Consider the following 14,296-nt stretch of genomic DNA (forward strand, 5'->3'; position numbering starts at 1 on the left):
GTTGGCATCAATCTACCGGATGCAACCTTCCATGCCACCCAAGACCGGGCAGGCCGAGCCTGCTGCGCTGCGCATCGGCATCGTCGTCTACGACGGCTTCCAGGCCATGAACCTGGCGGTCAGCTCGGTGCTCGAGTTCGCCAACCTCACCGCCGGCCGCCCGCTCTACGCGCTCTCGCTGCTCTCGGAGCACGGCGGCCCCGTGCTCACCTCGGGCGGCTTCGCCGTCACCACGAAGCCGTTCGACGACACGCCTTTCGACACGATCCTGGTGGTGGGCGACAACGAAATCCTGCCCACCAGCCCCGGCATGGTCAGCTTCCTGCAAAAGGCGGCGCAATCCTCGCGCCGCATCGGCGCCACCTGCACGGGCGCCTTCAACCTCGCCGAGGCCGGCCTGCTCGACGGCCGCCGCGCCACCACCCACTGGTTCTTCGCCAGCCACCTGCGGCGCGCCCATCCCAAGGTGAAGCTGGAGGAAGACCGCATCTTCATCATCGACGGCCCGGTCTGGACTTCCGCGGGCATGACGGCCTGCATCGACCTGGCGCTAGCGCTGGTGGAAAAGGATGCGGGCGCCGAGGTCGCGCGCCAGGTGGCGCGCAAGCTGGTGGTCTATCACCGCCGCGCGGGCGGGCAATCGCAGTTCTCGGCGCTGCTCGAGCTGGAGCCCAAGTCGGACCGCATCCAGCTGGCGCTGGACTTCGCCCGGCAGAACCTGCATGCGGAACTCTCGGTGGAACAACTGGCGCAGGCCGCGCACCTGAGCCCGCGCCAGTTCAGCCGGGCTTTCCGCGAAGAGACCGGGCAGACGCCGGCCAAGGCGGTGGAGCACCTGCGCGTCGAAGCCGCGCGGCTGATGATGGAGTCGGGCCGGCATCCGATCGACGTGGTGGCAAGGGACACCGGCTTCGGCGACCGCGAACGCATGCGGCGCGCATTCCTGCGCGCCTTCGGCCAGCCGCCGCAGGCGATCCGGCGCATGAGCCGCACGGAAGCGGAGCCCGCCCCGGCCTGACCGGCGCGCCGGGGCCGGGCGACAGGCCTAGCCGTGATTCGCCGCGAACCGGTCCGTGGCGGCGAGTAGCTGGTCGAGGATGCCAGGCTCGGACCATGCATGGCCAGCGCCTTCGATCAGGTGGAAATCGGCTGTGGGCCAGGCCTGGTGCAGCGCGTAGGCGTAGCGTGCCGGGCAGGGCATGTCGTAGCGGCCATGCACGATCACGCCGGGAATGCCGGCGAGCCGGTGCGCGTCGCGCAGCAACTGTCCCTCCTCCAGCCAGCCGCCGTGGACGAAATAGTGTGTCTCGATGCGGGCGAAGGCCAGGGCAAAATGCGCGTCGCCGTGCGTGGCCGAGAAGGCGGCGTCCGGCAGCAGCGTGATGGTCTCGCCCTCCCACAGGCTCCACGCCACCGCGGCCTCCAGCTGCTTCGCGGTATCGCTGCCGGTCAGCAGCTTGCGGTAGGCGCCCAGCATGTCGCCGCGCCCGGCCTCCGGCACGAGCGCCTGGAAGCGCGCCCACTTTTCCGGGAACATCTCCGAGACGCCAAACTGGTAGTACCAGGCCAGTTCCGCCTTGCTCAGGGTATAGATGCCGCGCAGCACCAGCTCGCTGACCCGCTCCGGGTGGCGCTGCGCATAGGCCAGCGCCAGCGTCGAGCCCCAGGAGCCGCCGAACACCAGCCATTGCTCGGCACCGGTCAGCCGGCGCAGGCGCTCGATATCCTCGACGAGGTGCCAGGTGGTATTGGCCTCGAGGCCGGCATGCGGGGTCGAGCGGCCGCAGCCGCGCTGGTCGAACAGCAGCACATCGTAGCGCGCGGGGTCGAACAGCCGGCGATGCTCGGCCGAGATGCCGCCGCCGGGCCCGCCATGCAGGAAGAGCGCCGGCTTGCCGCCCGGCGTGCCTACCCGCTCGTAATAGATGACGTGGCCATCGCCGACATCGAGCGTGCCGCTCGCGTAGGGTTCGATGGGCGGATAGAGCGTGCGCAGTGCGGTCATGGCGGTTTCCGGGAAGGCAGGTATCTGCACGGATTGTAGTCTGCTCCGGGCCTGCTTCGGGTCAGCGCCGGGTCAACTCCGGGTCAACTCCGGGCCAGCTCCGGACCGGCTCGGTAGTGGGCACGCCCAGGCGGGCGGCACGCGCCAGCCCGTCCGAAGCCGCGTCGATGCCGACCATGGCGCCCATCTCCAGGTGCCTGGCCTGGCGCATCACCTTGATCATGAGGTCGGTGCCGATATTGCCCGAGCCGATGATGGCCACCTTGTGCCTGCCGCTCGTTCTCATGTCCATGCCGGTTCTCCCCGCCGCCTCAGCGGCCCAGTGCCTTCGCGGTCTTGCCGCCGATGCCGAACTGCGTGTTCGGCACCTCGGTGATCATCACGCGCACGGTCTCGACCGGCGCGCCGATCGATTCCACCGCGGCGTCGGTGAGCGCGCGGATGAGGCGCGCCTTCTGCTCTTCGGTCCTGCCTTCGATCAGGAAGACTTGCATGATGGGCATGGTGTTTCTCCAGTCTGGTTTGGTCTGGTTTGGTTTGGGTTGGGTTGGCTTGACCTGGCTTGGGTCGATCGATTGCGTATAAGGTGCCGCCAGGCCCCGCGCACTCGGCGCGGGCTTGCCATGCCGTGCGGCAGGCCTAGTTCGGCCAGCATGACATCGTAACAGTGGGTGCCGTTGCTGTAGCCCTCGCGCTCGGCCAGCCACCTGCTGGCGGCGTGCTCAGACGAAGCGCATCGAAACCGTGCCCAGGTGCTGGTAGCGCACCGTGATGCTGTCGCCCGCCGCCACCGCGACGGCCTCGGTCACGCCGCCGGTCATGATGAAGGTGCCGGCCGGCAGCTCGCGCCCGCGCGCGCCCAGCATATTGGCCAGCATCGCCACGCTGCTGGCCGGATGGCCCAGCACCGCCGCGCCGGCCGCGGTGGCCACCACCTCGCCGTTCTTCTCCAGCACCACGCCGAGGTTCTTCAGGTCCAGCCCGTCGGCACCGCGGTGCGTGCCGCCGGTGACGAAGCGCGCGGACGAGGTGTTGTCCGCAATCACGCTCTTGAGATCGAAACGGAACTGCTCGTAGCGCGAGTCGATCACCTCCACCGCCGGCAGCACGAAGTCCGTGGCCGCCAGCACGTCGCCGATATGGCAGCCCGGGCCACGCAGCGGATGCTTGAGCACGAACGCGATCTCCGCCTCCACCTTGGGATGGATCAGCGCGGCGGTGTCGATGGCGCCGCCATCCATGCAGGCGCCGTAGTCGGTCAGGAAGCCGTAGACCGGTTCGGTCACGCCCATCTGGCGCATCTTGGCAAACGAGGTCAGGCCCATCTTGAGGCCAGCGATGCGGGTGCCGCGCGCTTGCTTGCGGGCGCGGATCGCGTCCTGGATGGCGTAGGCGTCGTCCCAGTCCATGTCGGGATGGGTATCGGTGATCTTGCGCACCGGCTCGCGCGTGAGTTCGGCGTTCTCCAGGAACTCGGCGAGCTGGAGGATGGTGTCTTGGGTCAGGTTCATGGCTAGCTCCTGTGCAGCGGATAGACGGGATTCACACGAAGCGCACGCCGGCCGAGCCGATGCCGCCGAGGCTGATGCGCAGCTGGTCGCCGGCCTTGACCGGCACCATCGCGGCCAGCGAGCCGGACAGGATCACCTCGCCCTTCTTCAGGCCAATGCCGAGCCGCCCGAGCGTGTTCGCCAGCCACGCCACCGCATTGGCCGGGTGGCCCAGCGCGGCCGCACCCGCGCCGGTGGCAACGATCTCGCCGTTCTTCTCCAGCGTCATGCCCACGGTGCCCAAGTCGAGCCCGCGCGGGTCCACCGCCGCATCGCCGAGCACGAACACGCCCGACGAGGCGTTGTCCGCCACGGTGTCCTGGATGCGGATCTTCCAGTCGCGGATGCGCGAATCGACGATCTCGAAACACGGCAGCACGTAGGCGGTGGCGCGCAGCACGTCGGCATTGGTCACGCCCGGCCCGGCCAGGTCTTCCTTGAGCACGAAGGCGATCTCGCCTTCGGCCTTGGGCGCGATCAGCGTGTCGGCGGCGATCGCCGCGCCGTCGCCGTGGACCATGCCGGACAGCAAGTGGCCGAAATCCGGCTGGCGCACGTCGAGCATGTCCATCACCACGCGGCTGGTCACGCCGATCTTCTTGCCGACCACCCGCTCGCCGGCATCGATCCGGTGCTGCACCATGGCCARCTGGATGCGGTAGGCGTCGTCGATGGACAGGCCTGGCCAGGTCGCGGTCAGCGGAGCCAGCGGCGCGCGCGCGACCAGTGCCTGGTGCAGGCTCGCGCCGATCTCGCGGATCTGTTCTCGCGTGATGCTCGTCACGTCCATCTCGTTTGTCGCGTTTGTCGCGTTTGTCTCGTTGCCCATGGCCAGCCTCACAGCTTCACGCAGATATTGCGCAGTTCGGTATAGAACTCCAGCGAATGCACCCCGCCCTCGCGGCCAATGCCGGATTGCTTGGCGCCGCCGAAGGCCGTGCGCAGGTCGCGCAGGAACCAGGCGTTGATCCAGCAGATGCCCACGTCCAGCGCACGGCCCATGCGGTGGGCGGTGCCGAGGTCGCTGGTCCACACGGTCGCGGCCAGGCCATAGGGCGTATCGTTGGCGAGCCGCACGACCTCCTCTTCCGTATCGAAGGGCGCGATATGGCAGCAGGGCCCGAAGATCTCCTCGCGGATCACCGCCGCGTCCTCGGGCAGGCCGGTCCAGATGGTCGGCTGCACCCAGGCGCCTTCGGCCAGCGCGCCCGGCATCGGCGGCACGCCACCGCCGGTGACCACGGTGGCGCCGGCCTGCGCCGCCTTGCGGTAGTACGACAGCACCTTGGCCTGATGCTCCAGCGACACCAGCGGCCCCATGTTCACGCCGTCGTCGCCCGGCTTGCCCAGCTTCAGCCCCTCCGCCCTGGCCTTGAGCGCGGCGACGAAGCGCGCGAAGATGGGCCGCTGCACATAGACCCGCTCGGTGCCCAGGCACACCTGGCCGCTGTTCTCGAAGGCCGAGCGCGTGATGCCGGCGACGGCCTTGTCGAAGTCCGCATCCGCGAACACGATGCCGGCGTTCTTGCCGCCCAGTTCGAACGAGACCGGACGCACGCCATTGGCGGCAGCCTTCATGATGGCCTCGCCGGTGCGTGTCTCGCCGGTGAAGGTAATGCCGTCTACATCCGGGTGCGCGGTCAGGAAGGCGCCGGCGGAATCGGGGCCGAAACCGTGCACCACGTTGTAGACGCCGGGCGGCACGCCGGCTTCGTTCATCACCTCGCCCAGCAGCGTGGCGGTGGCTGGCGTCTCCTCCGATGGCTTGACCACCACGGTATTGCCGCATGCCAGCGCGGGCCCGACCTTCCACGTCATCAGCAACAGCGGCAGGTTCCACGGGCACACCACGCCGATCACGCCGCGCGGCGCGCGCACCGCATAGTTGATGGCCTCGCCGCCGTCCGGGGTGGCCATGGCGAAGCTCTCCGCCGGCACGTTCTTGATGAGGTCGGCAAACACCTTGAAATTGGCCGCGCCGCGCGGGATGTCGACATGGCTGGCCAGCGACAGCGGCTTGCCGGTGTCGGCGATCTCCGCCTGCAGGAAATCGTCGAAGCGGCGGTTGATGCCGTCGGCCACCGCGTGCAGCAACTCCACGCGCTGCGCCACGGTCATCCTGCCCCACGGTCCGTGCAGGGCCTGCCTGGCCGCGCTCACGGCGGCGTCCACCTCGGCCTGCCCGGCTTCGTGCACGCGGGCGATCAGGCTGTTGTCGACGGGGTTGCGGTCGTCGAACTGGCGGGCGGTGCCGACCCACTCGCCGTTGATGAAGTTCTTGAATTCTTTCATGTCTGTCTCGATGGTTGGGACGTTGCGCCGGGCCGGGCGCCCGGCCGGCTGTGCGCGCTCTCCCCTCTCCCACCGCGTGGGAGGGGGGAGCAAACCGGCGCCATCCGGTGCCACGCCGGTCCGCTCAACTCGCGGCGCTCAGGTCAGCACGCTCAGGAACGCATCATTGAGCTTGCGGTCGTGATAGAAGATCGCCCGCCCCAGTTCGTTGTCGGTCCAGGTGATGGTGGGCTTGTCCGGATAGTGGATATAGCCGCCGGAGAACACCTCGTTGCGGTTGCCGGAAGGATCGAAGAAGTAGATGGTGGCGCCGCGCGTGATGCCGTGGCGCGTGGGCCCGATATCGAGCGAGACGTCCTTCTTGGAGATGATGTCGGCGGCCTTGAGCACTTCGCCCCAGTTGTCCAGGTTGAACGAGGCGTGGTGGAACTTGTTCTTCTCGGGGTGGCGGATAAAGGCGATGTCGTGCGCCTTGTTGGAGCAGGTCAGGAAGGCGCCGATCAGCATCCGGTCCGGCCCGGCCACCACTTCCTCGGCCAGCGTGAAGCCGAGCACGTCGCGGAACAGCCTGACCGTGCCGTCGACGTCGTCGCCATACAGCAGGCAATGGTCGAAGCGGCTCGGCGCCATCCCGCGCAGGTCGTCGGGCCACGGGTCGGGGTTGCTGTCGCCGGTCATGCAGCCCAGCTTGTCCTTGTCCGCGAACAGCTCGATGGCATGGCCGGTGGGGATGGTGAAGCGAAAGCGCACGCCGGTGCGCGGATGCTCGCCGGCGGCAATCCACTGGCAGTCCGAGGCCAGGCCCGACTGCTCCACTTCGTGCGCCAGCCGCTCCAGCGTGCGGCCGCTGTCCACGCGAAAGCCCATGTAGTCCATGCCCGGGCTGTCGGCCTCGCGCAGGACCACGCTGTGGTGGTCATGCTCGTCCCAGGCCTTGAGGTAGACGCGGCCCTTGTCGTCGCGCGCGGTTTCGATCAGCCCGAGTACCTCGGTGTAGTGCCTGAGCGCCGGCTCCAGCTCCAGCACGCGCAATGCCACGTGCCCCGGACGCAATACGCCTGTCAATGCCATGACTGTCTCCTTGATCCTTGATGATGGGGTTATCGGTCCATCTTTTCTTGCTGCGTTTTTTCTACTGATCTACTGTTCTACGGTTCTGCTGCGACTACGTCTTCGGCATGCGCCGCTCCAGGCAGCGCTGCAGCAGCGCCACCGGCCGCAGGCGGATGTCGCTGTCCGGGTAGGCCTTGCAGGCCAGCACCAGGCCGCTGCCCTCCTCCGCCTCCGACAGGCAGGCGCGGCTCATCTTGCCGGTGTGGTAGCGCCCGGATTCGATGCGCACCTTGCAGACGCCGCAGCCACCGCCGCGGCAACCGGCCGGGATGCCGCGCTTGCCCAGCGCCTCCATGGCGCGCAGCAGGTTCTGCTCCGGCGCGCACGGGTAGCACTGCCCGCTGCCGGCGATCTCCACGTTGTGCATGGCGAGTCCTCGTGCAGGGTTCGTTCAGATCTTGAACAGCGGACTGCGCGCGCTGTTCTGCGCGTCGCCCGCCGAGATGAACTTCTCGGTATGGATGTCCGCCTCGAACAGCCGCCCCTGCATCAGCGTGCGGATGCAGGCCTCGATCATCGGCGGCGGCCCGCACAGGTAGGCCTTGTGCCCGCGAAAATCCGCGCCGCCGCCGCTGGCGCCATAAAGGCCCTGCAGCACATCGTGGACGTAGCCGCGCGCGCCGTCCCAGCCGCTGTCGCCGGGCTCGTCGGACAGCGCCGGCACGTAGCGGAAGCCCGGGTGGGCCGCCGCCAGCGCGCGGAATTCCTCGTCGTAGTACAGCTCGGCGCGGTTGCGCGCGCCCTGCACCAGCGTGATGGGCAAGGTCTCGCCGGCGGCCAGCATGTCGAGGATCATCGCGCGCGGGCTGGACAGGCCCGAGCCGCCGGCCAGGAAGATCATCGGCACGCGCGCGGACTTGCGCACGAAGAAACGCCCGTACGGTGCCGAGAAGCGCAGTTCGTCGCCCACCGCGAGCTGCTCATGCAGGTAGCCGGTGGCCTGGCCCCCCGCCACGCGCCGCACATGCAGCTCGACCAGGTCGTCGCCGGGCCGGTTGGCCAGCGAGAAGGCGCGCGGCTGGTCGCAGCCGGGCACGCGCAGGTTGAGGTACTGCCCGGCCTGGAAGGCGGCGGCGCCGCCGTCCTTCACGCGCAGCCAGATGCCGCGGATGGTGGGCGTGAGCGCGCGCGTGGCCACCACTTCGGCGCGGTAGTCGGCCAGCGGCAGGCCGAGCGAGTCGGCATCTTCCTCGATATCGGCCTCGATCACCATGTCGGACTGCGCGGTGGCGCAGCACGCCAGGCACTGGCCGTTGTCGCGCTCGAAGTCCATCAGCGCGAAGCTCGATGCCTCGCCGTGCTCGAACTCGCCACCCACCACCTGCACCTTGCAGGTGGCGCACAGGCCATGGCAGCAGGCATGCGGCAGCCACACGCCGTTGCGCAGGCAGGCATCCAGCACGGTCTGTCCCGGCGCGATGGGGATGGTCTGGCCGATCGGTTCAATGGTCAGGGAATACATCTCGGTTCTCCTTCAAACCCGCGCCGCGCTCAGCTGCAGCTGCCTGCGATACCGTCCAGCCCCGGCGTGCGGAAGCGGATCACGTCCTTGTGGCCGAGGCCGTTTTCCGCCAGCGTGCGGTCCAGCTCCGGCTGCCACGGCGCATTGCCGCGCAGCCACTCCACGCGGCTCCAGTCGATGCGGGCGAAGTCGGGGTGATAGCCGTAGACGCCAGGCAGCACGTTCTCCACCACGTCGCGCAGGCGCATCGCGGGCGGGAACGGGAAGCAGTGCGGCGCGCAGAACAGCAGGTGGCGGTCCCAGCCGATATAGAGCAGCCGGTTGCCGTGGAAGGCGGCTTCGCGGTCTGCCGCCTCGAAGGCGTAGGGGCCGATGGATACGACGGGCATGGTGGTCTCCTTTGCTCTCTTCTGTCTTCTGTCTTGTGTCTTCTGTCTTGTGTCTTGTGTCTTGTGTCTTCGGTCTGCGGTCTGCGGTCTTGCGTGCGCGTCGTTCAGCCCGCGCCGCCCGCCACGCCCTTCCAGGCGTTCCAGTTCTTCTGGTCCTGCGAGCCCTCGAAATCGAGGTTGTCCGCGCCGGGGTCGAGGCGATACCACTTGAGCACGTCATCGAGCGAGGCGCCGCCGCAGTTGCCCTGGTAGATCTGGTGCACCGGCAGCCAGGCCTGCGCGTATTTCTCCGGCTCGCCGTCGAAGATGTCCTTGCAGCCGTCCGAGCAGAAGTGGAACTTCATGCCGTGGTAGCTGCTTTCGCGGTAGCAGGTCTGGGTGGGGTCGTCCGGCTCGGAGAACACCATGGGAATCTGGCAGGTCTGGCACAGCATCGGCAGCGTGCCGTTGTAGAAGCGCTCGCCGGCTTCCTGGCGCTCCTGCCAGTGGTCCAGGCGCGGCTTGTAGTAGCGCTCGAAGGTGTCCGGGTATTTCTCGGCCAGCCAGCCCATCTCGTCCGGCTTGGGCACCCAGGTATGGAAGCCCGCCGCGCCGGCGTAGTTGTAGAAGGTGGCCCAGGCCTCATGCGTGATGCGGTCCTTGGTCTTGGTGGCGACCTCGTGGTACTTGGGCATGCGCAGGCCGTAGCGCTCCAGGTCCTTGAACAGCGCGCCGCCGGCCTGCTCGAAGTACATCTCCCAGGCTTCGGCCCACGACATCACGCGGCGTGGCAGCATGTAGTCCATCATCATGCCGACCAGCGTGAGCAGGCGGAAGCCGCGCCAGAACCATTTGTCCAGCCACTTCTGCAGGATGGGGATGTTGTCCGGGTCCTGCTGGCACAGGAACTTCACCACTTCCAGGCCCAGCGTCATGTGACGCGACTCGTCCGACTGGGCCGAGAAGCCGAAGGTGACCGTGGCCATGTCGCCGTTGTAGGCCGCGCCCGACATGAAGGGCATGAACAGCAGGTTGGTCAGCACGTACTCGAACGAGAACGAGATCGCGGTGATGAACTCGAACGGGCCGGCGCTCATGGCGTCCTCGAAGTAGGACTTGGGCACCGACAGGTACCAGACCCGGTCGTGCATGTGGCGCCATTCGCCGAAGCCATGGAAGTACTTGTTGTAGACCGAGAGCGTGTGCAGCTGCGTCTGCGCATGGCGCAGCTCGTCGATGGACTGCATCTGCGCCGCCACCCGCGCGCCGGCGCCGCGGAAATGGCGCCCCAGGTGGGCATAGCCACGGTGCGCGGCGTATTCGAGCGGCGTCACGCCGGTCAGGAACAGCCGCAGCGCGTTCAGGTAGCGCGGGTCCGAGACGTTGAGGTGGCCATTGTTCTGCACAAAGGAGTCGATGATCGCGTACAGCTTGCGCTCCTTCTCCGACTGGTATTTCCAGTAGGCGTCCATGGTCATGCGGAACGGGTCTTCCCACTTGTCCCAGTCATGGATCTTGATGCCCTCGTACTTGTCGTACGGGAAGACCTTGTCCATCGGCTCGTAGGTGGTTTCCCAGCCCAGGTCGCGCGTCATCGTCGCGTACTTCTCGCGCAGGTTGAGTTTCTTGCGTGCGTCCATGATGTCTCCGTTATTGCTTGCCTGCCGCGGGCGCGGCGGCGAATTCAGTCGTTCCAGCGCAGCGTGAAGGCGTCGTCGTCCTCGTCGATGTTGCCGGACAGCGAGATCAGGTTGAGGTGGATCTCCTGCAGGTCCCACTCGCGCCCGAGCTTCTCGGACACCAGCTCGCGCAGGATGGTCAGGTGCCCCGGCGCGTCGATCTTGACCATGGCCGGAAACCGCGACACCACGGCATGCGGGTTGGCTTCGGTGATGGCGTCGATGATGGGACGGGTGTCGTCGTTGCTTTGCAGCGCGATATAGACATTGGCGGTCATGGCGGCGCTCTCCTCAGGCAAGGCCAAGCTTGTGCAGGCGCGCGTCGAACTGCTCCAGGCACAGCGCCACGATCTGCTCGCCGCCGTCGCCCAGCAGCGTGTCCGCCACCGGCACCAGCGCCGCGCCCACCTGCTGTCGCGCCGCGCGCGCCCAGCCCGACAGCAGCATGCGGTTGGCCTCGGACTCGGCTGCCGCGGCCTGTACCACCGCGTCGACCCAGCGCGCATGCTCCTCGCGCCAGTCGTTCATGAACTCGGTCAGCACCGCCAGCCCGGTGCCGCAGGCGCGCGCGATGACGGCGTCGGCGTGCTGGTACACCAGCGGGTAGAGCAGCCCGTCGAGCACCAGGTTCTGGGTGACGAAGGTCTCGAACCAGTCCTCGATCACGAAGCTGTGCTCCACCAGGCGGCGCAGCGGCTGCCACGCGGCGCTGTCCATCCAGGCGGCCTTGGCGCGCTCGAGCGCCACGCCCGTGTTGCCGTCGAGCAGCATGCCGATGCGCGACAGGTACTGGGCAATGCCGAGCCGGTCCATCGCGCAGTAGGTGCAGGCCTGCGTGATGGCAGTGCCCCAGCCATAGTCCGCGCAGTAGAAGTTGTTCATGTTGGCGGCCCACTCCACGTGGCGCAGCGGCAGCAGGCCGTCGGCCAGGCGTTCCTGCCACTCCAGCGGCAGCGCCGGCAGCAGCCCGCGCTTTTCCACGAAGGCGAAGCTCTTCTCGGCGGCGTCCTGCTGGCGGCCGCGCGCGCCGACGTAGGCGCCGTAGTAGTACTGGCGCGGGTCCTTCAGCGCGTACCAGTCTTCCATCACGATCGCCGTGCGGCGCTTGTCGTAGAGCGCGTACTGCGGGTCCCACGTGGGGCGGTAGTGGAAGTTGACCTCCGACTGCACGTCGTAGGTGGCTTCCTGGTAGCGCGAGGCCGGCTTGTCGCCGAAGCGGCGCGCGATATTGCCGTAGGTCTGGCGCAAGGGCTGGATCTGCTGGGTCTTGATATCGACTTGCATCGCTGGGTCTCCTGGGTCGTGTTGTTCTTGTCGTGTTGTTCTTGTCGGGGGGATCGGGCCGGGTGCCGCCGGCCTGGTCAGGCGTCCTGCCCGGACGGCGGGGCCTGCGGCGGGAGGAAGCGCACGTGGTTGACGCTGCAGAACGCCTCGAACATCGGCTCGGGCATGATCAGCTCGACGTTGAGCTCGGGGTCCGCCACGCTGAAGGCGAACTGCACGAAGCCCTCGGGCGTGCGGCCGTCCACGCGCACATAGCGCGGCGTGGCTTCGAACAGGGGGACCGACTGGTTGATCATGGCGCGCTCCTCTGGTGGCAGATACGAGCTCTATTGCGAAGAGCGTGCCAGGCAGCGCGAAGCACGGCGGCACAAGGGCCGGCGGCGTCGAGGCGGGATTCGCCTGCGCGTTTACCCGCAAGCGCCGGGTGCCGCGCCATCGATGAATTGATCAATCCGGCGAAGGGGCTTGATCAAATGGTGAAAAGCCGCCCGGGGCGGACGTTTGCGGACAGGCTTGCGGCGCGGCGCGGATGCCCCGCGGTGCAACAGGCGATTTGCCGGAGACGGCGCAATGCCATGCGCGGGCTGGGCCGCGCGGCATATGCGGTGCAGCAGGCCGCGCTGGCGGCCTGGCCGCGCCGTTCGGGGGAGTGCATCAAATGGTGAAACGCTGCCTGGCGAGCGTTTTCGCGGGGCGGCCAGGAGATCGGGCGCTCAGGCGCCGCGGCTGCCCCGGTTCTTCCAGCGGTAGGCCAGCTGCGGCCGGGTAATGCCCAGCAGGCGCGCGGCCTGGCTCATATTGCCGTTGGCCCGCTCCATGGCCGCCTCCATCAGCACCGTTTCCACGTCGCCCAGCGCCAGCTGCTGCTCGGCCATATGGTCCAGCAAGCCGTGCACGGCCGCTTCGCGCAAGGCCGGCAGGGTGCCGCCCGCGCCGAGCCGCGGCGCCGTGTCCATGGCGGCCGGCGCGCTGGCGGGCAGGAACAGGTGGTCGGCCGAGATCWGGCCGCCGTTGCTGGCCAGGATGACCCCGCGCTCGATCACGTTCTCCAGCTCGCGCACATTGCCGGGCCAGTCGTAGCGGCGCAGCTCGGCCAGCGCGCGGTCGGTGATGCCGACGATCTTCTTGCCGTGGCGCGCGCCATAGCGTGCCACGAAGCGCTCCACCAGCAGGCGGATGTCGTCGAGCCGCTCGCGCAGCGGCGGGATCGTGACGGGATAGACGTTGAGGCGGTAATACAGGTCCTTGCGGAAGGTGCCGGCCTTGACCGCCTCGGCCAGGTCCACGTTGGTGGCGGCCACCAGCCGCACATCCACGCGGCGCGCTTCGGTGCCGCCCACGCGCTCCAGCTCGCCCTCCTGCAGCACGCGCAGCAGCTTGGACTGCGCCGGCAGCGACAGCTCGCCCAGCTCGTCCAGGAACAGGGTGCCGCCATGCGCCCGCTCGAAGCGGCCCGGGCGCGACTGGTGCGCGCCGGTGAAGGCGCCCTTCTCCACGCCGAACAGCTCGGACTCGATCAGCTCGTCGGGGATGGCCGCGCAGTTGACCGCCACGAAGGGCTTGTCCGCGCGTGCGCTCACGCCGTGCAGCGCCTGCGCGAAGCGCTCCTTGCCGACCCCGGTCTCGCCCAGCAGGAGCACGGTCACGTTGCTGGCGGCGGCGCGCTGCAGCAGGCCCCAGGCGGCGCGGAACTCGGGCGAGCAGCCCACCAGGTCGGCGGGCTTGCCGTTGTTGCGCTGSAGSGCGCGCAGGTGCTCGACCTCGCTTTGCAGYTCCAGGATGGTCTCGATCACCGGGTCGGGCTGGTACAGGGCCAGCACTTCGGCGCCGTCCTCCCATGCCTCCAGCGGCTTGCCGATGATGCGGCAATGCGCATGCCCGCAGGCGATGCACTCCACCTCCCGGTAGAGGATGGTGCGGCCCATCAGCGCCGAGGTATAGCCGGTGGCGTATCCGATCTGCATCCAGCAGGCGGGCGCGTCGACGACGCCGAACAGCTGGCGGTGCACGTCGCCCTCGAAGGAGTCTTCCCACAGGAATTCGCCATCGTAGATGCCGGCGGCGATGTCGATGTCCACCTTGACCGGCGTCACCCGCACCACGCCTTCGATGGTATGCAGGCAGGGACCGATCTCGAGCAGGCCGAAGTCGCTCTCGTTGGGTCGCATCTTCTTGGCCAGCTCGGCGTCGCGCATGCCGGAATGGAAACCCATGCGCATGAACAGGCCGCGCGCCCGCTCCATGCCGAGGGTATCCACCAACTCCTTGCGCAGCGCGCCCAGTGCGGCGGTATGCAGCAGGATCATGCGCTGTTCGTCGAGCCAGATGGAGCCCTCCTCCATCACAAAGCGCAGGCGCCGCGCAAGATTGGCCAGGCCATCGCGCATGGTGGCCGAGAATTTGTCGGTTGAACTACTCATCGTCTCCTCTCTTGTCGGCCCGGAAAAGCAGGCGCGCTCGTGCTTTTTCTGGCACTGTATGCACATTATGTGCCATAGGCGCACCCTCGCGCGTCCAACGCCTGTCAAGCCGGCCCAATGTCG

General features: G+C 68.1%; 15 protein-coding genes and 1 pseudogene. 1 reads left to right on the top strand and 15 read right to left on the bottom strand.

Going from position 1 to position 14,296, the window contains the following annotated elements; genetic code table 11:
- Positions 1-31 precede the first annotated feature (31 nt).
- On the top strand, positions 32-1,018 hold the full coding sequence (locus AC1DK4_RS10680) for a GlxA family transcriptional regulator (protein WP_441614286.1): 987 nt from the start codon (positions 32-34) through the stop codon (positions 1,016-1,018).
- Positions 1,019-1,045: 27 nt separating this feature from the next.
- Here the strand turns inward: AC1DK4_RS10680 and pip are convergent, their stop codons facing one another.
- The 15 genes and pseudogenes from pip to poxR all read right to left on the bottom strand — a co-directional run bounded on the left by pip (position 1,046) and on the right by poxR (position 14,173).
- Positions 1,046-2,005, bottom strand: coding sequence for a prolyl aminopeptidase (pip, locus tag AC1DK4_RS10685; protein WP_441614284.1), 960 nt, complete (start codon positions 2,003-2,005; stop codon positions 1,046-1,048).
- Between the two features lie 112 nt (positions 2,006-2,117).
- Positions 2,118-2,297: pseudogene (locus tag AC1DK4_RS10690) on the bottom strand (acetaldehyde dehydrogenase (acetylating)); the annotation flags it as partial.
- A gap of 19 nt (positions 2,298-2,316) precedes the next feature.
- A complete protein-coding gene (locus tag AC1DK4_RS10695) occupies positions 2,317-2,508 on the bottom strand; it encodes a 2-hydroxymuconate tautomerase (RefSeq protein WP_441614282.1) in 192 nt (63 codons plus the stop codon).
- 219 nt (positions 2,509-2,727) lie between these two features.
- Complete coding sequence (gene dmpH, locus AC1DK4_RS10700; RefSeq protein ID WP_441614280.1) at positions 2,728-3,516, bottom strand: 2-oxo-3-hexenedioate decarboxylase; 789 nt, start codon at positions 3,514-3,516, stop codon at positions 2,728-2,730.
- A gap of 31 nt (positions 3,517-3,547) precedes the next feature.
- Positions 3,548-4,330 (bottom strand): 2-oxopent-4-enoate hydratase, encoded by a 783-nt coding sequence (dmpE, locus tag AC1DK4_RS10705; RefSeq protein WP_441614364.1) that lies wholly within the window; start codon positions 4,328-4,330, stop codon positions 3,548-3,550.
- Positions 4,331-4,392: 62 nt separating this feature from the next.
- Entirely contained in the window at positions 4,393-5,847 is a 1,455-nt protein-coding gene (locus AC1DK4_RS10710; protein ID WP_441614278.1) for a 2-hydroxymuconic semialdehyde dehydrogenase, read from the bottom strand.
- Positions 5,848-5,985: 138 nt separating this feature from the next.
- Complete coding sequence (locus AC1DK4_RS10715) at positions 5,986-6,918, bottom strand: catechol 2,3-dioxygenase (protein WP_441614276.1); 933 nt, start codon at positions 6,916-6,918, stop codon at positions 5,986-5,988.
- 94 nt (positions 6,919-7,012) lie between these two features.
- Positions 7,013-7,327: a 2Fe-2S iron-sulfur cluster binding domain-containing protein gene (locus AC1DK4_RS10720; protein ID WP_441614274.1), complete on the bottom strand. Its 315-nt coding sequence runs from the start codon at positions 7,325-7,327 to the stop codon at positions 7,013-7,015.
- Positions 7,328-7,351: 24 nt separating this feature from the next.
- Complete coding sequence (locus AC1DK4_RS10725; RefSeq protein WP_441649858.1) at positions 7,352-8,422, bottom strand: NADH:ubiquinone reductase (Na(+)-transporting) subunit F; 1,071 nt, start codon at positions 8,420-8,422, stop codon at positions 7,352-7,354.
- Positions 8,423-8,451: 29 nt separating this feature from the next.
- Positions 8,452-8,811, bottom strand: coding sequence for a phenol hydroxylase subunit P4 (locus AC1DK4_RS10730; protein WP_441614270.1), 360 nt, complete (start codon positions 8,809-8,811; stop codon positions 8,452-8,454).
- A 104-nt stretch (positions 8,812-8,915) separates the two neighbouring features.
- The gene (locus tag AC1DK4_RS10735) at positions 8,916-10,430 is read right to left on the bottom strand and encodes an aromatic/alkene/methane monooxygenase hydroxylase/oxygenase subunit alpha (RefSeq protein ID WP_441614268.1); all 1,515 of its coding nucleotides are present in this window, start codon (positions 10,428-10,430) and stop codon (positions 8,916-8,918) included.
- Between the two features lie 44 nt (positions 10,431-10,474).
- Complete coding sequence (locus tag AC1DK4_RS10740) at positions 10,475-10,747, bottom strand: MmoB/DmpM family protein (RefSeq protein WP_441614266.1); 273 nt, start codon at positions 10,745-10,747, stop codon at positions 10,475-10,477.
- A 13-nt stretch (positions 10,748-10,760) separates the two neighbouring features.
- On the bottom strand, positions 10,761-11,753 hold the full coding sequence (locus AC1DK4_RS10745; RefSeq protein WP_441614264.1) for an aromatic/alkene monooxygenase hydroxylase subunit beta: 993 nt from the start codon (positions 11,751-11,753) through the stop codon (positions 10,761-10,763).
- Between the two features lie 77 nt (positions 11,754-11,830).
- The gene (locus tag AC1DK4_RS10750) at positions 11,831-12,049 is read right to left on the bottom strand and encodes a phenol hydroxylase subunit (protein ID WP_441614262.1); all 219 of its coding nucleotides are present in this window, start codon (positions 12,047-12,049) and stop codon (positions 11,831-11,833) included.
- A 417-nt stretch (positions 12,050-12,466) separates the two neighbouring features.
- Positions 12,467-14,173 carry a phenol degradation transcriptional regulator PoxR gene (gene poxR, locus AC1DK4_RS10755; protein WP_477131520.1) on the bottom strand — a complete coding sequence of 569 codons (1,707 nt, stop codon included), beginning with the start codon at positions 14,171-14,173 and terminating at the stop codon, positions 12,467-12,469.
- Positions 14,174-14,296 lie beyond the last annotated feature (123 nt).

Source organism: Cupriavidus sp. 05N38 (assembly GCF_056397345.1).